Consider the following 17,731-nt stretch of genomic DNA (forward strand, 5'->3'; position numbering starts at 1 on the left):
GAAAATTGATTGAAATAAAAGAGTTTGTAGGCCGGATAAAAAGCTGAAATCACGCCATTAGTTCATGCCAAGGCGGATCAGATCCATAGGGGACAGTTTTTCTTCGCATCCCTCAACTACTGCGGTTTTGCCACGGCGGATTTCTTCAGCGGTCAGACCTTCAGTGTCAATGGACAAGATTTTACCAGTATGGCCAGTTCCGCTAACCATTACGCGGCTGCCGATGGTAATTGCGTTACGGTTACGATCGTAGGTCGTCATAGGTGTTTTTCTCCTTTCTGAATTACAGTCGAAGCCCACGTAACGGGCGCCATATAAATACGCTTCTTTACATTTAATTTTTTTGTTTTTGATCAAATTCACATCTTTTTTGATGAATATATGCATGGAAGGAAGGGTATTTATTACCATAATCGCGGTAAGGATTATCTGATGGCATCAGTTGACATTTTCAAGGGGGAATAGCGCTAAAAAGAATAATGATTATTGTCGGAGGTAAAGCAATTATAAAATTTTGTAACATGCCGGATAATCACCTGTATCCGGCATGTATTCAGGAGGATATTAATCTTCACTAAACCAGTCACTGTTCTCCTGGCGAATTAAACGAACGGATTCGCCAATTTCTTGCAAGTGGATCGTCATTGCTTTTTCGACTGCATCACCATCGCGGTTTTGCAGAGCTGTAAAAATATCCAGATGCTGGCGCAACAGCATATCAGGGGGAGATACGTGATCGAGACTCATATAACGCACCCGGTCTATGGTGGCTTTAATATTCTCTACGGTATCCCAGGCTAACTGACAATTGGCAATGGTTGCCAGCTTCTGATGAAAATCATCATCCAAATCGAAAAAGTCGTTTAGTTGTTTACGCTCAATGGCAATACGTTGTAGCTGCAGGTTTTGTTCCAGTTGATAACACTGGCCTTCGGTAATCATCGAAGCGGCGCGGCGCGCAACAGCACATTCAATGGCCTGCCGTACAAAACAGCCGTTTAGTACCTGTGAAAGTGAAATTTTAGTTACGTAACTTCCACGTTGCGGACGTATCTGAATAAGGCCGTTTTCAGCCAGTTTAATAAATGCTTCTCGCACTGGTTGGCGCGAAACATTAAAACGTACAGAAACCTCTTTTTCTGACAGCGGAGTACCTGGCGGAATCAGGCAATGCACAATGTCGCGACGAAGAATACGATAAATCTGTTGATTAACAGGTTGTGTGGGATTGAGTTGTGTTTCGACGGTCATTGTTCTGGCTTTTCAGTGAGTAAACCTTACAAGTTTACCACTTTTTTGCCTTAAGCTATAACCCGGCGATTAAGCCGGGTATAAAATTACTGGCGATGAATGTTTAGACCCGCATAAGTTTGGGTAACGGGCATAATTTCAAGGGTATTCACATTGACATGCGCGGGTAGAGTTGAAACCCACCAGACCGCTTCAGTTATATCTTCTGGCGTCAGCGCAACGGTATTTTCGTAAGTTTTACCGGCTTTATCATCGTCGCCTTTAAAGCGGACGTTAGAAAATTCAGTGCCGCCGACTAAACCGGGTTCAATATCTGTTACACGTACCGCTGTACCATGTAAATCTGTACGTAAATTCAGACTGAACTGACGGACAAACGCTTTTGTGGCGCCATAGACGTTGCCACCAGCATAGGGCCAGCTACCTGCCGTGGAACCGATATTAATAATATGCCCCCGATTGCGCTCAACCATGCCTGGCAGTACAGCGCGAGTCATATAAATCAGCCCTTTATTGTTGGTATCGATCATCGTTTCCCAGTCTTCAACATTGGCTTTATGGGCAGGTTCCAGCCCCAGTGCCAGACCGGCGTTATTCACTAAAATATCAATGTCGCGAAACTCAGGCGGTAACGATTCAAGCATCTCTTCAATGGCTGCCCGATTACGTACATCGAGCTGGGCGATGAATAAGTTTGCGCCTAATTCATCTTTCAACTCCTGAAGTCGCTCCTGGCGACGCCCGGTCGCTATAACTTTATGGCCGTTCTGGATAAAACGACGCGTGATGCTTTCCCCAAAACCTGCAGTAGCCCCGGTAACTAAAACGATCATTTCACTGTTCCTCAGCACTTTTCGGAAGCTAATAACATAGCACGCGTTAACTGAGGGCGGGTAATAAGGATTACAACATTGCGCCTGTAACCGCCAATGCTTAACCTAAGGGGAAGAGCTGAACTGGAGCAAGATATGCCGAACACGAATCCATTTTTGAGCAAAAGCGTTTTACCGTACCAGGCCCCGCATTTTGACCTGATTAAAGATAGCCATTACCGCCCTGCATTTGACGAAGGAATGCGACAGAAAAGGGCAGAAATTGCGGCAATATTGCAAGTTAATACCGCCCCCGATTTTACCAATACGATCCTCGCCCTGGAACAAAGCGGGGAATTATTAAACCGTGTTACCAGCGTATTCTTTGCCATGACGTCAGCACACACTAACGATGAGCTGCAACGGCTGGATGAAGAGTTTTCTGCGGAACTGGCTCAGCTGGCGAATGAAATTTATCTCAATAGCGCATTGTTTGCGCGTGTTGATGAAGTCTGGCAGGGACGGGCAGATTTGGAGCTGGATGCCGAGTCACTACGTTTGTTGGATGTAATCCACCAGCGTTTTGTGCTCGCAGGTGCAAGACTCAATGAAAGCGACAAAGAACAACTGAAACGACTGAATACAGAAGCCGCTACACTTACCAGCCAGTTTAATCAACGCTTGTTGGCTGCCAGTAAGTCGGGCGGGCTAATCGTTGATGATATTGAGCAACTGGCGGGATTAAGCCCACAGGAAATCACCATTTGTGCAGATGCCGCCCATGAAAAAGGGTTGCATGATCGCTGGTTGATCCCGTTGATCAATACCACTCAACAACCGCTACTTGCTTCTTTACAGGATCGTCAGACCCGGAAAAATTTATTTGCCGCAGGATGGTCACGGGCAGAGAAAAACGATGCGAATGATACAAGAGCCCTTATTCAGCGTCTGGTTGAAATTCGTGCCCGTCAGGCGCAGTTGCTGGGATTTGAACATTACGCAGCATGGAAGATTTCCGACCAAATGGCTAAAACGCCTGAAGCAGCGCTAAATTTTATGCGTGAAATCGTTCCGGCTGCACGTGAACGCGCACTGACGGAATGTGCGGATATTCAGCAGGTGATCGATGAGGAGCAGGGGGGATTTACCGCTGAAGCGTGGGACTGGGCTTTTTATGCTGAACAGGTTCGTCGCGAAAAATATGCTATTGATGAATCTCAGCTTAAACCTTACTTCGCGCTTGATAACGTATTGAAAGAGGGGGTTTTCTGGACGGCAACCCAGCTATTTGGTGTGCGTTTTGTCGAGCGCTATGATATCCCGGTGTATCACCCGGATGTCCGGGTATGGGAAATATTCGACCATGATGGTGTCGGCATGGCATTGTTCTACGGTGATTTTTTTGCCCGAGACTCAAAAAGTGGTGGCGCATGGATGGGCAATTTTGTCGAACAATCTACACTTAATGAAACCCGGCCAGTCATTTACAACGTCTGTAACTTCCAGAAACCTGCGGAAGGAGAAACCGCATTACTACTCTGGGATGATGTCATTACATTGTTCCATGAATTTGGGCACACATTGCATGGTTTGTTCGCCAGTCAGCGATACGCCACGCTTTCCGGCACAAATACACCCCGTGACTTTGTAGAATTCCCGTCGCAGATAAATGAACACTGGGCTACCCATCCGCAGGTCTTTGCCCGCTATGCGCGTCATTATCTGTCAGGGGAAGCCATGCCTGAAACATTACGCGACAAGATGCTCAATGCCAGTTTGTTCAATAAGGGCTATGAGATGAGCGAGCTATTGAGTGCGGCTTTGCTGGATATGCGTTGGCACTGTCTTGAATCAGAAGAAGCCAGACAACACGTTGATATTTTTGAAAAACAAGCGCTTGTAGCGGAAGGTATGGATTTGCAGGCTGTGCCACCACGTTATCGCAGCAGTTACTTTGCTCATATTTTTGGTGGCGGTTATGCAGCGGGATACTACGCCTATTTGTGGACGCAAATGCTGGCGGATGATGGCTATCAGTGGTTTGTTGAACAAGGTGGCTTGAGCCGTGAAAATGGTCAGCGTTTCCGGGAAGATATTTTGTCTCGCGGAAACAGTTCTGATCTGGAGCAACTGTATACCCGGTGGCGCGGTCATGCACCGCGTATTGAAGCGATGCTAAAAAATCGCGGACTGAGTTAAGACGAGTACGGGCCTGACATTACGGCCCGTTTTTTTCATCCTGTCAGGGGAGTAAAAGCAGCAATTGTGCAAGGGCGAAGCGAACAGATTGCGCCAGTACTTGTTCGCAATCCCCGGAGAATTGCTGTACGGCGGTAAAAGGCTGACCGGAAATATTCCAGCCAAACCAGACGGTACCAGCTGGCGTACCGTCGTCACCGCCTTCAGGGCCACCATATCCGGTTATCGCAATGCTGATATCTGTCCCGGCCCGCTCTCTGGCACCTGCTGCCATTTGCCGGACAACGGTTTCACTTACCGCCGTAAACTCAGCCAGACTATGTTCACTCACGCCGAGAATTTTAGCTTTTGCCTTATCGGTAAAGGTGACAAATCCCACGCCATAAAATTTCGGCGTGTCGTTGGCAGCGCAAAGTGCTGAGGCCAGTTTCCCTCCAGTACATGATTCCGCCGTGGTCAGGCGCAAATTATGACGAATCAAATATTCGCCCAACGTGGCGGTCAAATAAGCAGTGGAATGTTGTTGATTAAGCAGAACAATATTTTCAGGCTTTAATTTCATTTTTCTTTTCCGCAACGGTCCAGATGGATATTAGTGCCTTATTCAGTATGACATGTCGCAAAGGGGATTGAGTTTGCTGATTGTTCCGAAATAGCGCCCGTCATGGTTGTAAAAATGATGAGTACCAACCAGGCTTAATCACACTTAGTAAAATATCCAGGGGGAAATAATGAAATTTAAGGCCTTAGCAGTTATAAGCTTTCTGGTTATGCCCTATGCGTTTGCTGCTGATGAAGGTGGTTTAAAACAGGACGCAGCGCCGCCGCCCCCACACGCGATTGAAGATGGTTATCGTGGTACTGATGATGCAAAAAAAATGACTGTTGATTATGCAAAATCTATGCATGATGGTGCGACGGTTTCATTACGCGGTAATCTGATTTCTCAAAAAGGGGAAGATAACTATCTCTTTCGCGATAAATCAGGAGAAATAAATGTGATTATTCCGGCAACTGTTTTCGATGGACGAGAAGTTCAGCCAGATCAGATGATTAATATCAGCGGTAGTCTGGACAAGAAATCGAGTCCACCGGTCGTCCGCGTTCATCATCTACAAAAATAAAACACCAGCCAATTACCGGATGGTTAACGCTATCCGGTAATACCCCATGCATATTTCAATGAGTTAATTTGCTCAGTTTATTAAATATCTTAACTATGCCTAAATTGACATAAGTTTTCTTTTATCTCGCTAAAATCTTTGACAGGACATGATGAAGAAGGAATGGCGATGATTAAGAAAACGGCTCAAATTGATGCAATCCTGTTAGATCTCAATAAGTCTATCGATGCGCATTATCAGTGGCTGGTGAAAATGTTTCGCTGTGTTGTCGCAAAGGACATTTCGCACCCGGAACTCTCTGATGCTCATTCCCATTTTCTCTGTCGTTTTGGACAATGGCTGAACGCACATCTGGTGATGACAGAGGAAGAAATAGAATATGTACGTTTGATAAGCCTGGCACATGAGGAAATGCACCTGCAGGGACGTGAATTATTGACCTCTATTGCCGAAAAACGTTGGCAGTCAACCGATTTTGACCGCTTTCAAAATACCTTGCTGTCTTTTACTTCGGCGGTCATGGACTACAAAATATATCTTCTGAATATCCGCAGTAATATGGATATCCTTACTGGTTTACCAGGTCGACGAGTACTTGATGAATCCTTCGATCGCCAGTTACTCAACGCCGAACCAGACAAGTTTTATTTGCTATTGCTGGATATCGATCGCTTTAAGAGTGTTAACGATACTCTGGGGCATTTAATTGGTGATGTGGTTTTACGAACTCTTGCAGAAAATCTCGCCACCTGGATGCGGCACAATGAATCAGTCTATCGCTATGGTGGCGAGGAGTTCGTAATTATGATCAAGGCGTCTACAGATGTAGACGCCTGTATGGCGGGGCTGCGTATTTGTGAATTGATTGCAGGTAATCAGATAGCGTATCCGCAAGGTGAACTTCACATTACTGCAACGGCAGGAATTAGCCGGGCAAAACCAGGTGAAACACTTGACGTCGTCATGGGGCGGGCAGACCGTGCTATGTATCAGGGAAAGCTGACCGGACGTAATCGCTGTATGTTTATGGATGAAAATGAGCAGATCAGGCACGTAGCTGCCGCAGCAACAGAACTGGATAACCCTTGTTTAACTGTCATTTAGCTTAAAAGCAGTAAAATTCTTAATGAGTCGTTATCGGGTACAAAATGCCTGGTAGCGTAAAAAGCAAAACACATATCGCGACTCTCCATAGGTCGAGTTGATGCAAATGCAACTTGAATTATGTCGAGTATATCCATGCAAGCATTTTCCGCTGGTCACTCCAGCGGTTTTTTTTATCTCTCATCCAGGACTGCTTTCGCCAGCAAACCTTTCAGCAAACCACCGGCAGTGCCCTCGGTTTTACCCGCATACCTTTCAGCATCAATGCCCACGCGAAGACGATAGCCACCATTAACACCAAAAACAGTGACCATGCAGGCAGAGAAGTCAGGATCATTCCGCTGACCAACGGATTAAATGCTGCCCCCAACCACCCCAGCGATTGTGCTGAAAAATAACTGGCTTTCATGCCATTAGGCGCAATATGGTCGATCAGCATATATTCACCAGGGGCGTAAATAATTTCACCAATGGTAAACACCGCCGCAGATATTCCCCAGAACAAAAGGTTGTTGCCGGAAAACATAAACCCGACCAGACCGATAACAAAACAGACCGTGCCCAGCGTCATTAACGGACGAATATTCTCTGCAGATAAACGCCGACCAATGGAGTATTGCAGTGTGACCACCATCGCAGCGTTCACAGGTAGTACTACGGCAATCACCAGCTCAGCAAAGTCGTTATCGGCTACCACCATCACATACTGCGATAAACAGGATGCAAAAGCACCGCAGACAAATGAAGCCAGGAATGCAGACAAGGTAAACCAGAGCAGGGCTTTATCCTGTAATAAAATGGCGGGAGACCAGATCTCACTGCGGGAAGTATCGACATTTGCGCTAGCCCGCTGAACCCAGAGTTGTATAAATAGCAGTGGAAAAGCAGAGCAGACCGCAGCCAGCCAAAAGGGCAGATTAATACTTTGCATCACCAGTAATGTGCCAAGCGGAGGGCCGACCGTCCAGCCGATATTCAACATGGTGTAATTGAGCGAGAACATTTTTGTTTTGCTGGTGGACGAGAGATTCTCGGCAAACCACGCTTTTAACACTGTGGCAAAGACAGAGTAGGCGCAATTGATCAACGCGAATAGCAGAACGACTAAACTGACTGAATTTACCAGTGGGATGACGATGAAACCTGATGCAAAAGCCAGAATCGCCAGCAGCATATAGCGTTTTTTATCGAACTTATCTGCCAGGATGCCAAAACCGAGACTAAAGATAACACCAATGGTCAGGGCGAAGGTCATTGCGTAACCGATCGAATCGACGCTGAGGGCATATTGCCGACTCAGATAAATCGTCATAAACGGCAGTGTAGCTCCGCGACCAATGGTTAAAAGTAATGAAGAGGCCAGTAAAGCTGCGGTAGAACGTCTCAGGGTAAGATTCATCAGGTAGTCCGATGTCGCGTTTCGTTATGTTTTATTGAGTTATGTAAAGAAATAGCATGAGAAACGGGTGCTGTATAGCGTAACGCCAGCAAGAGATTCTGATCGCCGGGTGAGAATTTATGCACTTTCCATGGATGATAATTTCCGCTAACTTAGTTTCTTTACAAAAATTTAATAATTCCCGGGGCGTTTATGTCACGTAAAGATGGCTTATTGGCATTACTGGTTGTTGTCGTATGGGGGCTTAATTTCGTTGTGATCAAAGTAGGATTACACAACATGCCGCCACTTATGCTGGCAGGCTTACGTTTTATGCTGGTGGCGTTCCCGGCAATCTTTTTCGTTGCTCGTCCAAAAGTTCCACTCAGTTTACTGCTTGGGTATGGCCTGACGATTAGTTTTGGTCAGTTTGCTTTTCTTTTTTGTGCGCTAAAGTTCGGTATGCCTGCCGGACTGGCGTCGCTGGTGCTCCAGGCGCAAGCTTTTTTTACTATTGTGCTGGGGGCTTTTACTTTTGGCGAACGGTTGCAGAGTAAGCAGGTCGCCGGGATCGCGCTGGCAGTATTGGGGGTATTCGTGCTGATAGAAGGTAGCCTTAATGGTCAGGAGGTTGCCATTCTCGGTTTTATGCTGACACTCGCAGCCGCGTTCTGCTGGGCATGTGGCAATATCTTTAACAAGAAGATTATGTCGCATTCTTCACGCCCGGCGGTGATGTCGTTGGTAGTATGGAGTGCGCTAATTCCCATTGTGCCATTTATGGTGGCCTCGGTAGTTTTCGATGGTTCAGCACAGATGCTCCATAGCCTGGTAACCATTGATATAACCACGGTGTTGTCCCTTATTTATCTCGCTTTTGTCGCCACAATTGTAGGTTATGGTATATGGGGAACACTGCTTGGACGCTATGAAACATGGCGCGTGGCTCCCTTATCTTTGCTGGTGCCGGTGGTAGGGTTACTCAGTGCGGTTATTCTGCTTGATGAAACACTCTCATTAATGCAGCTATTCGGCGCGTTATTAATTATGGCGGGATTGTATATCAACGTGTTTGGTTTGCGATTGCGTAAAACGGTACGGGCATGATGATAATAAGGGGCTGCACATTATTGGCAAGTATGCATTATTCAGGCCGGAAGCGGCATGAAAGCCTAATCCGTCCTGATTCAATAGATTGCAAGAGTGACACTGTGTTTCAAGCCCCTTTTACAGGGGCTGGTTATTACAGTCGTTGCCCGTTGAAATAAGGCACACCAAGCACATCAGATTTGTCACTGCCGACACCCATATGATTTAAATCGGCGGGCGTTTGCGCCATAGAGGAGGGGATAATTACCTTCTCGCCGGTCTCATTTGTTTCAGGCATTTGCGTATGTTCCGCAAAAACAGCGCCTGAAAAAAGCAACAGCAGCGTTGTGCCTGTTACAGCATAGAATTTCATAGTGTCCTCAGGACATGCGACAGTGATTTATCGGATGCAAATAACGGGATTCCCCATGCATATTTGTCATGCGATATTTATGTGGTGGTACATCAAAATAATTTTTAAATGTACGGGTTAATGTTTGCTGCGACTCAAAACCATAACGTTCTGCCAGATATAATATTGGCTCGTTACTTTCTTTTAGTTTTTGCGCGATTTCCGTCATTTTGCGGCTACGGATATATTGGCCCAGAGAGTGGCCAGTTTCTTTTTTAAACATCCGTTGCAGGTGCCATTTGGAGTAACCTGAACGTTCTGACACTTTTTCCAGTGACAGAGGGGATTCCAGGTTATCTTCAATCCAGTCCAAAATGCTATGAATGGTGATAGCGTCATTATTGCGTCTGGACATTGTCATACCTCTTATTATTACGACAGTATTTTCTTGAGCAAACACTCAAGCGTTGCCACTTCATCTGTCGTTAAGTTCTTTGTTAATTCCTGATGCAGGTCTTGCCCCACTAATTGATGACATTGCTCACAAATAGCTGCGCCGTCAGTGGTGAGTTTCACCAGAACGCCGCGTTTGTCATTTGGATTTGGTAATCTTTCGATCCAGCCTTTACAGACCAGGCGATCCAGCATCCGCGTTAAGGCACCGAGATCGACAGAGAGTACTTTTTTCAACTCAACCGGGGTAATACAAGCTGCGCACCGAATAGAGCAGAGCACTTTCAGTTGCGCGGCAGTGATATCTAAAGGTGAAAGGTAGTCGTTTAACAGACGATCTTTTTTCTGGTTCACCATATAGATCAAGCGACCAAGTGGAATAATTTCATTAAAAAGGTCGTTGGTGCTTTTCACGATGGTTGCCCTGGCAAGTAAGTAATCACGGCAGATAATATTGCCCAGGCAAGTATAAGTCAAATGAATGAATTATCTGATGCCACGAATTGCTAAATCGGTTCAGAAGGGCCGCATTAGTGAATGTTGGTTGCTACCTGTACTCTCAGACTTTTACGCATAAACATGTTTTCCCCGTATACTCACCCTAAATCACATACCACAGGATGAATGACGACGATGATGGATTTGTTTAAGGCGATTGGTCTGGGGCTGGTGGTGTTGTTGCCGCTGGCAAACCCATTGACAACCGTGGCGCTGTTTTTGGGACTGGCAGGCAATATGAACAGTGCCGAACGTAACCGCCAGTCGCTAATGGCTTCGGTATATGTTTTTGCCATTATGATGGTGGCGTATTACGCCGGACAGTTGGTGATGAATACCTTTGGTATTTCGATTCCCGGTTTACGTATTGCCGGGGGACTCATTGTCGCGTTCATCGGTTTCCGTATGTTGTTTCCTCATCAGAAGGCGATTGAAACGCCGGAGGCAAAAAGCAAAACGGAGGAACTGGAAGATGAATCTTCAGCGAATATCGCCTTTGTTCCGCTGGCGATGCCAAGCACTGCCGGGCCTGGCACCATTGCAATGATTATCAGCTCGGCATCCACAGTACGCCAAAGTTCTGATTTCGCCAGTTGGGTGATTCTGGTTGCGCCACCGATTATTTTCTTCATTGTTGCATTGATTCTTTGGGGATGTCTGCGTAGCTCCGGGGCAATTATGCGCTGGGTTGGAAAAGGGGGAATCGAGGCGATTTCTCGCCTGATGGGCTTCCTGCTGGTGTGTATGGGCGTACAGTTTATTATCAATGGCGTGCTGGAAATTATTAAAACGTATCATTAAGAATAAAGCCGGATGTACGATCCGGCTTTATAACTCAGTGTTGTGGTTGTTCTTCCAGCACCACCGGCCAGCGACGAAAAATAATCACTGACCATACCAAAGCTAAAAACGCCGGGATCGCACCGACATAGCCAATATCGGCCATTGACCAGTGCAGGCTTACCTGATTCCCTACTAACGCTCCTGCACCAATACCGATATTAAAAATACCGGAAAACAATGACATGGCGACATCAGTAGCATCCGGCGCTAATGCCAGCACTTTTACCTGCATCCCAAGGCCAATCATCATGATGGCGATTCCCCAGAAGATACTTAATATTGCCAGATGAGTTTCACTCACTGAGGCAGGCATTAACAGAAGCAGGCACGCCATTAACAATGCAATAGCGACACTCACCAGCACTGAGGCATGGTTATTGCCGAGTTTACCGAAAATCACGCTGCCGATAATTCCCGCGCCCCCCAGGATCAGTAACAGTACAGTGGCAAAGTTGGCGCTTAATCCGGCAATATTTTGCACAAACGGTTCGATATAGCTGTAAGCCGTATAGTGAGCTGTTACCACCACAACCGTCAGCAGATAAATGCTCATTAATGCCGGACGTCGAAACAGTACGGGCAGGCTTTTCAGCGAACCTGAATGCTCACTGGGCAACAAGGGTAATAACTTAATCAGGCACAGTAGCGTAAGGAAGGCACCAACACCAATTGCCAGGAAGGTTGTTCGCCAGCCGAAATACTGCCCGACAATACGACCCACAGGCAGACCAAGAACCATCGCCAGTGCTGTACCCGTGGCTAACAGGCTCAATGCCTGAGCGCGTTTTCCGGCGGGAGCGAGACGGATCGCCAGTGATGCTGTAATTGACCAAAAAATGGCATGTGCAAAAGCAACACCAATTCGGCTAATGACCAGTACGGTAAAACTCCATGCCATAAAAGACAAAATGTGACTGGCAATAAACAACACGAACAGACAGATCAGTAATTTTCGTCGTTCAACCTGACTGGTGAGCAGCATAAAAGGCAGCGACATTAACGCAACCACCCAGGCGTAAATCGTCAACATAATGCCTGTTTGTGCTGTTTCCATATGGAAGCTTGCCGCGATATCCGAAAGCAAACCGACTGGCACAAATTCAGTGGTATTAAAGATAAAAGCCGCTATTGCCAGCGTAACGACCCGTAGCCACGCGACCTTGCGGGTAACCGTGTTCGTTGTCATAAGAATGTATAAGATTAGTTGCGAAAAGGTGAGGCGACGATCTTAAAGCGATAGCAAGGCGAAAGACAATAAATTTGTGATGAAGATCGCATTAATCTCTCTTTTCAGTATTCAGTAACGCGATAAACGCCTCCAGCTGTCGTGTCTTCGCGCCGCGACGCCAGACCAGCCATGTGGTTAGCCAGCGCCAGTTTTCAGCCAATGGCCAGGCTTCTACCTGATGATGCCCAGGCATACTTTCCAGCATAGTACGAGGAATTAACGCAATACCCGCACCTGCAATGGCACAGGCTAACATCCCGTGATACGACTCCATTTCGTGAATTGTACCGGGCATGGCGTTATCAGCATGAAACCAGCTTTCAAAATGGCGACGATAAGAACAGTTAGCGCGAAAAGCGTAAATATTGCAGCCATTCACCTCGCTGGCACGGTGTATCGGTTCATGTCCGTGAGGTGCCACGATCATCATCTCTTCCTCATACACCGGAATACCCTCAAGACCCGGATGAGTAATTGGTCCATCAACAAAAGCAGCATTCAGTCTGCCTTCAAGCACGCCTTCCAACATGGTGCCGGAAGGGCCGGTTGATAGTGAGAACTGAATCTTCGGATAACGCTGATTAAACCGCGCCAGCACTGCGGGGATACGTACGGCAGCTGTACTTTCCAGAGCGCCTAATGAAAACAGACCTTGCGGTTCATCGCCCGCAACCACCATTCTGGCCTCATCCACCAGTGCCAAAATTTGTTGGCTGTAGCGCAAAAAATTATGTCCGGCAGGCGAGAGTCGCAGCCGCTGATTCTCGCGAATAAACAGCTCAACGCCCAGATCAGCTTCCAGCTGGCGGATACGAGTAGTGAGATTGGACGGAACACGATGCACCTTTGCCGCAGCCTGGGTAATGCTGCCCGTTTCTGCAACCGCGTTAAACATCTCCAGTTGGGTAAGATCCATGGCGTTCTCAATTTAAGAATAATGTTGTCAATATTATTCATTTTTCAGAAAGAGTAAATGCAGCGAATATAAATCGATACATCATGGGGGAAATACAATGAGCACACAGGCAATTTCAGTAAATCCGGCCAATGGCCAGACAATCGCAACCATGCCATGGGCAACAGCAGATGAACTTGAGCGCGTACTGAGCCAGGCTGCTGCAGGCTTCGCTGAATGGAAGCAAACTACTGTCAGCTATCGGGCGAAAAAATTACGCGATACAGGTGCTGCTCTTCGTAGCCGCAGTGAAGAGATGGCGCAAATGATCGCCCTGGAAATGGGCAAGCCAATCAAACAGGCCCGTGGAGAAGTGGCAAAATCGGCAGCGCTTTGTGACTGGTATGCTGAGCATGGTCCGGCAATGTTAGAACCTGAATCTACACTGGTGGAAAACAACCAGGCGATTATTGCTTATCGTCCGATAGGTACCATCCTTGCCATTATGCCGTGGAACTTCCCCTTATGGCAGGTGCTGCGAGGTGCCGTTCCAATCCTGCTGGCAGGTAATGGTTATTTACTGAAACATGCACCGAATGTGACCGGTTGTGCACGTATTATTGCTCAGGTTTTTGCTGATGCAGGAATTCCTGCTGGCGTGTATGGCTGGGTGAATGCTGATAACGACGGCGTCAGCCAGATGATTAATGATCCGCGTATTGCCGCTGTCACTGTCACGGGTAGCGTTCGGGCCGGAGCAGCAATTGGTGCTCAGGCAGGGGCAGCCCTGAAAAAATGCGTTCTGGAGCTGGGCGGTTCAGATCCCTTTATTGTCCTTAATGATGCGGATCTTGATCTGGCGGTTAAAGCTGCTGTCGCCGGACGTTATCAGAATACCGGACAGGTTTGTGCAGCGGCGAAACGCTTTATTGTTGAAGAAGGCATCGCCAGTGCATTTACTGAGCGTTTTGTGGCTGCAGTAAAAGCACTCAAAATGGGCGATCCGCTGGATGAAGAGAATGATCTCGGCCCAATGGCGCGTTTTGATCTGCGTGATGAACTTCATCACCAGGTTCAACGTTCTCTGGCCGAAGGGGCGCAATTATTGCTGGGTGGGGAGAAGCTGTCAGGAGAAGGCAACTACTATTGCCCGACAGTACTGGCAGGTGTTACCCCCGAAATGACAGCGTTTCGCGAAGAACTGTTTGGCCCGGTAGCTGCCATAACTGTAGCGAAGAATGCGCAACATGCTATTGAACTGGCAAATGATAGCGACTTTGGCCTTTCAGCCACTGTCTTTACCAGTGATGAAGTTCTTGCCGCGAAAATGGCAGCCCGGCTGGAGTGTGGCGGGGTGTTTATCAATGGCTATAGCGCCAGTGATGCCCGGGTAGCCTTTGGTGGTGTGAAGAAAAGTGGCTATGGTCGCGAACTTTCTCATTTTGGTCTGCATGAATTCTGTAATGTGCAGACCGTGTGGAAAGATCGTCTGTGAGTTAAGCTCCTGACGCAGAATATTCAGCTCTGTTATAATCGCGGGCCATTAAGTCCTGCTGGCAAGGAGCAAGTTGTGGCAGTTGCCATGGATAATTCCGTTTTAGAGTCTATTTTGCGTCAGGTGCGTCCGCTTATTGGTAAGGGGAAAGTTGCCGACTACATTCCGGCGTTAGCTACAGTTGACGGTAACCGTCTGGGAATGGCGATTTGTACTGTTGATGGGCAATGTTATCAGGCCGGGGATGCTGAAGAGCGTTTCTCTATTCAGTCGATCTCCAAGGTGCTCAGTCTGGTAGTGGCGATGCGGCACTACAGTGAGGAGGAGATTTGGCAGCGAGTGGGTAAAGATCCCTCCGGTTCGCCGTTTAACTCGCTGGTACAACTGGAGATGGAGCAGGGTATCCCACGCAACCCCTTTATCAATGCCGGGGCTCTGGTTGTATGCGATATGCTGCAAGGTCGTCTTAGTGCGCCGCGTCAGCGAATGCTGGAAGTTGTTCGCGGGCTTAGCGGTGTAGCGGATATCGCCTATGACGGGGTGGTGGCGCGTTCTGAATTTGAACACTCGGCGCGTAATGCGGCTATTGCCTGGCTGATGAAATCCTTTGGCAATTTCCATCATGATGTCGGTACTGTTCTGCAAAACTATTTTCACTACTGCGCACTGAAAATGAGTTGTGTGGAGCTTGCTCGCACTTTTGTTTTTCTGGCTAATCAGGGTAAGGCTATTCATATTGATGAACCGATAGTCACGCCAATGCAGGCGCGGCAAATTAATGCTCTGATGGCGACCAGTGGCATGTATCAAAATGCCGGAGAGTTTGCCTGGCGCGTCGGTTTGCCTGCTAAGTCGGGTGTTGGCGGCGGAATTGTGGCGATTATTCCCCATGAAATGGCAATTGCTGTCTGGAGCCCGGAGCTTGATCACGCGGGTAATTCACTGGCAGGTATTGCTGCGCTTGAACAGTTAACACAAAGGCTGGGGCGTTCGGTGTACTGATGAATTCGTTTGATCAACTGTTTAAACGTTTATCCCGCTCTACATTTCGTTCTCGTTTTCGCCTTGGCGAGAAAGAGCGGCAATACTGTTGGCAGAAAGGTGCGCCGGTTATCGATCAACACGCTGCTGATTTTGTTGCTAAACGACTGGCTCCGGCACTACCGGCAAATGATGGTAAGCAGACCCCCATGCGTGGTCATCCGGTATTTATTGCGCAACATGCGACGGCGACCTGTTGTCGTGGTTGTCTGGAGAAATGGCATAACATTCCTCAGGGGCAACCGCTGAGTGAAGCACAGCAGCAATACATTGTTGCGGTTATTCATCACTGGTTGGTAATTCAGATGAATCGCTAATGATCTTACCTTGACTTTGAAGTGTATTACGTGTCGCCAATAGCTATGAACATGCTATCCTTTATGAGAATTTACTCATTAGCCTGAGATAATTGCCTGTCGCAATTATATGGATAGCAATTTAATGCAACCTGACCATACCCCCATTTTCCGTTTGTTCAAGGAAGATAATTCATTACGTAACGCTTTTGTCATATTTGCGTTGACGACACTTTTTTATTTTATCGGTGCCAAACTTCGTCTTGTTCATGAACTCTCGCTCTTCTGGCCGTTGAACGGCGTGATGGCAGGGGTGTTTGCTCGCTATGTCTGGCTTAACCGACTTCATTATTACGCTGTCAGCTATGTCGCGATGCTGGTTTATGATGCGATGACAACGCAATGGGGGTGGGTGTCGATCGTTATCAATCTGTCCAATATGGTATTTATTATTACCGTTGCACGATTAGTCGCACGCGATAAGCAATTGGGTAAAAATAAATACGAACCAGTCAGTGCATTACGTTTATTTAATTATTGCCTGATTGCTGCCTTGTTATGTGCGCTGGTGGGGGCCATTGGTTCTGACAGTATCGATTCACTCTCATTTGGTCCTTTGTTGGCAGACTGGTTTAGTGAGCAATTTTCTACTGGCGTTCTTATTGTGCCGTGTATGTTGACGCTGGCGCTCCCGCGAATTGTTCCCCGATTTAAAGCTGAACAACTAATGCCGATAGTGGCGTTGATCATTTCGGTTATAGCCTCGGTGGTGATTGGCGGAGCAGGGAGTCTGGCGTTTCCATTGCCCGCATTGATCTGGTGTGCTGTGCGCTATACCCCACAGGTGACTTGTCTGCTGACGTTTGTTACGGGGGCTGTCGAAATTGTGCTGGTGGCAAACTCCGTGATCAATATTGCTGTGGCTTCACCATTCTCTATTCCGCAAATGTTTTCCGCTCGTTTGGGGATTGCCACGATGGCCATCTGCCCGATTATGGTTTCCTTTAGTGTGGCGGCCATCAACTCACTGATGAAACAGGTGGCGCAGCGGGCTGATTTTGATTTTCTGACGCAGGTCTATTCGCGCTCAGGATTATATGAAGCGCTTAAAAAAACCGAGCTGCGTGGCACGCAACATATAACGGTAATGTTGCTTGATATTGATTACTTCAAAAGCATTAACGACAGTTTCGGGCATGAGTGTGGCGATAAAGTATTGAGTGTTTTTGCGAAACACGTGCAAAAGATAGTGGGCAATCAAGGATTGGTGGCGCGCATGGGCGGTGAAGAGTTTGCTGTTGTCGTACCATCGCTTAATGCCCAGGAAGGTTTGCTGCTGGCAGAGAAAATCCGTAAAGCGGTGGCGCTACATCCTTTCGACTGGCAGCAGAAAACACTCTATCTGACAGTGAGTATTGGTATTGGTAGTGGGGCAACGCGCTTCGAAACACTGACGGAAGTCTTTGATAAGTTGATGGTGGAAGCAGATGAGTGTCTGTATCGCTCGAAAAAAGAGGGCCGTAATCGCACCAGCGCTATGAATTATCAACAAAAGGCTGTCTGACAACTTATGTGATCAACTGCACGTTTTGTCGTTAAGTGTAGGAATTGTCATCATCATTTGATCAAAACAGGGGTTCGTTGTATTAAAGTTTGCTAACCTGTCGTACCAA

Annotated in this window: 19 protein-coding genes; 9 read left to right on the plus strand and 10 right to left on the minus strand. The window is 47.3% G+C overall.

The features are described from left to right. Window positions 1-57: 57 nt before the first annotated feature. From ydfZ to ydfG, 3 genes are all read right to left on the minus strand, one after another. On the minus strand, window positions 58-261 hold the full coding sequence (gene ydfZ, locus K0335_RS02700) for a putative selenium delivery protein YdfZ (RefSeq protein ID WP_002431541.1): 204 nt from the start codon (window positions 259-261) through the stop codon (window positions 58-60). A 303-nt stretch (window positions 262-564) separates the two neighbouring features. Beyond that, entirely contained in the window at window positions 565-1,251 is a 687-nt protein-coding gene (locus tag K0335_RS02705; RefSeq protein ID WP_000215572.1) for a GntR family transcriptional regulator, read from the minus strand. 86 nt (window positions 1,252-1,337) lie between these two features. Beyond that, on the minus strand, window positions 1,338-2,084 hold the full coding sequence (gene ydfG / locus K0335_RS02710) for a bifunctional NADP-dependent 3-hydroxy acid dehydrogenase/3-hydroxypropionate dehydrogenase YdfG (protein ID WP_002431540.1): 747 nt from the start codon (window positions 2,082-2,084) through the stop codon (window positions 1,338-1,340). 135 nt (window positions 2,085-2,219) lie between these two features. Here ydfG and dcp point away from each other — a divergent pair, with 135 nt between their 5' ends. Then, entirely contained in the window at window positions 2,220-4,262 is a 2,043-nt protein-coding gene (dcp, locus tag K0335_RS02715) for a peptidyl-dipeptidase Dcp (protein ID WP_001134002.1), read from the plus strand. 43 nt (window positions 4,263-4,305) lie between these two features. Here the strand turns inward: dcp and K0335_RS02720 are convergent, their stop codons facing one another. Then, on the minus strand, window positions 4,306-4,824 hold the full coding sequence (locus K0335_RS02720; RefSeq protein WP_104919761.1) for a 2-oxo-tetronate isomerase: 519 nt from the start codon (window positions 4,822-4,824) through the stop codon (window positions 4,306-4,308). 169 nt (window positions 4,825-4,993) lie between these two features. Here K0335_RS02720 and K0335_RS02725 point away from each other — a divergent pair, with 169 nt between their 5' ends. Further along, window positions 4,994-5,386, plus strand: coding sequence for a YdeI family stress tolerance OB fold protein (locus tag K0335_RS02725; RefSeq protein ID WP_104919762.1), 393 nt, complete (start codon window positions 4,994-4,996; stop codon window positions 5,384-5,386). Between the two features lie 168 nt (window positions 5,387-5,554). Continuing rightward, window positions 5,555-6,490, plus strand: a complete 936-nt coding sequence (locus K0335_RS02730) for a diguanylate cyclase (RefSeq protein WP_160194046.1) — start codon at window positions 5,555-5,557, stop codon at window positions 6,488-6,490. Between the two features lie 211 nt (window positions 6,491-6,701). Here K0335_RS02730 and ydeE read toward each other — a convergent pair whose 3' ends face one another. After that, window positions 6,702-7,889, minus strand: coding sequence for an efflux MFS transporter YdeE (gene ydeE / locus K0335_RS02735; RefSeq protein WP_104919764.1), 1,188 nt, complete (start codon window positions 7,887-7,889; stop codon window positions 6,702-6,704). 192 nt (window positions 7,890-8,081) lie between these two features. On the opposite strand from ydeE, the gene eamA reads away from it, so the two are divergent. Continuing rightward, entirely contained in the window at window positions 8,082-8,975 is an 894-nt protein-coding gene (eamA, locus tag K0335_RS02740) for an O-acetylserine/cysteine exporter (RefSeq protein WP_104919765.1), read from the plus strand. Between the two features lie 136 nt (window positions 8,976-9,111). On the opposite strand, the gene marB is transcribed toward eamA, so the two are convergent. Genes marB through marR form a run of 3 tightly spaced genes read right to left on the minus strand, consistent with a single transcriptional unit; the run spans window position 9,112 to window position 10,176 of the window. Continuing rightward, window positions 9,112-9,330 (minus strand): multiple antibiotic resistance protein MarB, encoded by a 219-nt coding sequence (gene marB, locus K0335_RS02745; protein ID WP_104919766.1) that lies wholly within the window; start codon window positions 9,328-9,330, stop codon window positions 9,112-9,114. Between the two features lie 7 nt (window positions 9,331-9,337). Continuing rightward, window positions 9,338-9,724 carry an MDR efflux pump AcrAB transcriptional activator MarA gene (gene marA, locus K0335_RS02750; RefSeq protein WP_000091189.1) on the minus strand — a complete coding sequence of 129 codons (387 nt, stop codon included), beginning with the start codon at window positions 9,722-9,724 and terminating at the stop codon, window positions 9,338-9,340. A 17-nt stretch (window positions 9,725-9,741) separates the two neighbouring features. Then, a complete protein-coding gene (gene marR, locus K0335_RS02755; RefSeq protein WP_000843269.1) occupies window positions 9,742-10,176 on the minus strand; it encodes a multiple antibiotic resistance transcriptional regulator MarR in 435 nt (144 codons plus the stop codon). A 219-nt stretch (window positions 10,177-10,395) separates the two neighbouring features. On the opposite strand from marR, the gene K0335_RS02760 reads away from it, so the two are divergent. After that, window positions 10,396-11,061, plus strand: coding sequence for a MarC family NAAT transporter (locus tag K0335_RS02760; RefSeq protein WP_000968965.1), 666 nt, complete (start codon window positions 10,396-10,398; stop codon window positions 11,059-11,061). A 34-nt stretch (window positions 11,062-11,095) separates the two neighbouring features. Here K0335_RS02760 and K0335_RS02765 read toward each other — a convergent pair whose 3' ends face one another. Further along, window positions 11,096-12,289, minus strand: a complete 1,194-nt coding sequence (locus K0335_RS02765) for a sugar transporter (RefSeq protein ID WP_000210833.1) — start codon at window positions 12,287-12,289, stop codon at window positions 11,096-11,098. Between the two features lie 91 nt (window positions 12,290-12,380). Continuing rightward, on the minus strand, window positions 12,381-13,247 hold the full coding sequence (locus K0335_RS02770) for a LysR family transcriptional regulator (RefSeq protein WP_000366525.1): 867 nt from the start codon (window positions 13,245-13,247) through the stop codon (window positions 12,381-12,383). 97 nt (window positions 13,248-13,344) lie between these two features. Here K0335_RS02770 and sad point away from each other — a divergent pair, with 97 nt between their 5' ends. The 4 genes from sad to K0335_RS02790 all read left to right on the plus strand — a co-directional run bounded on the left by sad (window position 13,345) and on the right by K0335_RS02790 (window position 17,622). After that, window positions 13,345-14,721, plus strand: a complete 1,377-nt coding sequence (sad, locus tag K0335_RS02775; RefSeq protein ID WP_104919767.1) for a succinate-semialdehyde dehydrogenase — start codon at window positions 13,345-13,347, stop codon at window positions 14,719-14,721. Window positions 14,722-14,796: 75 nt separating this feature from the next. After that, the gene (gene glsB, locus K0335_RS02780) at window positions 14,797-15,723 is read left to right on the plus strand and encodes a glutaminase B (protein WP_046077585.1); all 927 of its coding nucleotides are present in this window, start codon (window positions 14,797-14,799) and stop codon (window positions 15,721-15,723) included. After that, entirely contained in the window at window positions 15,723-16,079 is a 357-nt protein-coding gene (locus K0335_RS02785) for a DUF4186 domain-containing protein (RefSeq protein WP_001083853.1), read from the plus strand. Before glsB ends, K0335_RS02785 begins: the two co-directional genes overlap by 1 nt. Before the next feature lie 124 nt (window positions 16,080-16,203). Further along, window positions 16,204-17,622 carry a diguanylate cyclase gene (locus K0335_RS02790; RefSeq protein ID WP_001182147.1) on the plus strand — a complete coding sequence of 473 codons (1,419 nt, stop codon included), beginning with the start codon at window positions 16,204-16,206 and terminating at the stop codon, window positions 17,620-17,622. Window positions 17,623-17,731: the final 109 nt, after the last annotated feature.

Source organism: Escherichia sp. GZ89, assembly GCF_019366485.1.
Taxonomy (GTDB): Bacteria; Pseudomonadota; Gammaproteobacteria; order Enterobacterales; family Enterobacteriaceae; genus Escherichia; species Escherichia fergusonii.

Excerpts from the sequence above, each read along its gene's own strand:
- ydfZ (WP_002431541.1), bottom strand. The coding sequence starts at position 261 with ATGACGACCTACGATCGTAACCGTAACGCAATTACCATCGGCAGCCGC.
- K0335_RS02705 (WP_000215572.1), bottom strand. The coding sequence starts at position 1,251 with ATGACCGTCGAAACACAACTCAATCCCACACAACCTGTTAATCAACAG.
- ydfG (WP_002431540.1), bottom strand. The coding sequence starts at position 2,084 with ATGATCGTTTTAGTTACCGGGGCTACTGCAGGTTTTGGGGAAAGCATC.
- dcp (WP_001134002.1), top strand. The coding sequence starts at position 2,220 with ATGCCGAACACGAATCCATTTTTGAGCAAAAGCGTTTTACCGTACCAG.
- K0335_RS02720 (WP_104919761.1), bottom strand. The coding sequence starts at position 4,824 with ATGAAATTAAAGCCTGAAAATATTGTTCTGCTTAATCAACAACATTCC.
- K0335_RS02725 (WP_104919762.1), top strand. The coding sequence starts at position 4,994 with ATGAAATTTAAGGCCTTAGCAGTTATAAGCTTTCTGGTTATGCCCTAT.
- K0335_RS02730 (WP_160194046.1), top strand. The coding sequence starts at position 5,555 with ATGATTAAGAAAACGGCTCAAATTGATGCAATCCTGTTAGATCTCAAT.
- ydeE (WP_104919764.1), bottom strand. The coding sequence starts at position 7,889 with ATGAATCTTACCCTGAGACGTTCTACCGCAGCTTTACTGGCCTCTTCA.
- eamA (WP_104919765.1), top strand. The coding sequence starts at position 8,082 with ATGTCACGTAAAGATGGCTTATTGGCATTACTGGTTGTTGTCGTATGG.
- marB (WP_104919766.1), bottom strand. The coding sequence starts at position 9,330 with ATGAAATTCTATGCTGTAACAGGCACAACGCTGCTGTTGCTTTTTTCA.
- marA (WP_000091189.1), bottom strand. The coding sequence starts at position 9,724 with ATGTCCAGACGCAATAATGACGCTATCACCATTCATAGCATTTTGGAC.
- K0335_RS02760 (WP_000968965.1), top strand. The coding sequence starts at position 10,396 with ATGATGGATTTGTTTAAGGCGATTGGTCTGGGGCTGGTGGTGTTGTTG.
- K0335_RS02765 (WP_000210833.1), bottom strand. The coding sequence starts at position 12,289 with ATGACAACGAACACGGTTACCCGCAAGGTCGCGTGGCTACGGGTCGTT.
- K0335_RS02770 (WP_000366525.1), bottom strand. The coding sequence starts at position 13,247 with ATGGATCTTACCCAACTGGAGATGTTTAACGCGGTTGCAGAAACGGGC.
- sad (WP_104919767.1), top strand. The coding sequence starts at position 13,345 with ATGAGCACACAGGCAATTTCAGTAAATCCGGCCAATGGCCAGACAATC.
- K0335_RS02785 (WP_001083853.1), top strand. The coding sequence starts at position 15,723 with ATGAATTCGTTTGATCAACTGTTTAAACGTTTATCCCGCTCTACATTT.
- K0335_RS02790 (WP_001182147.1), top strand. The coding sequence starts at position 16,204 with ATGCAACCTGACCATACCCCCATTTTCCGTTTGTTCAAGGAAGATAAT.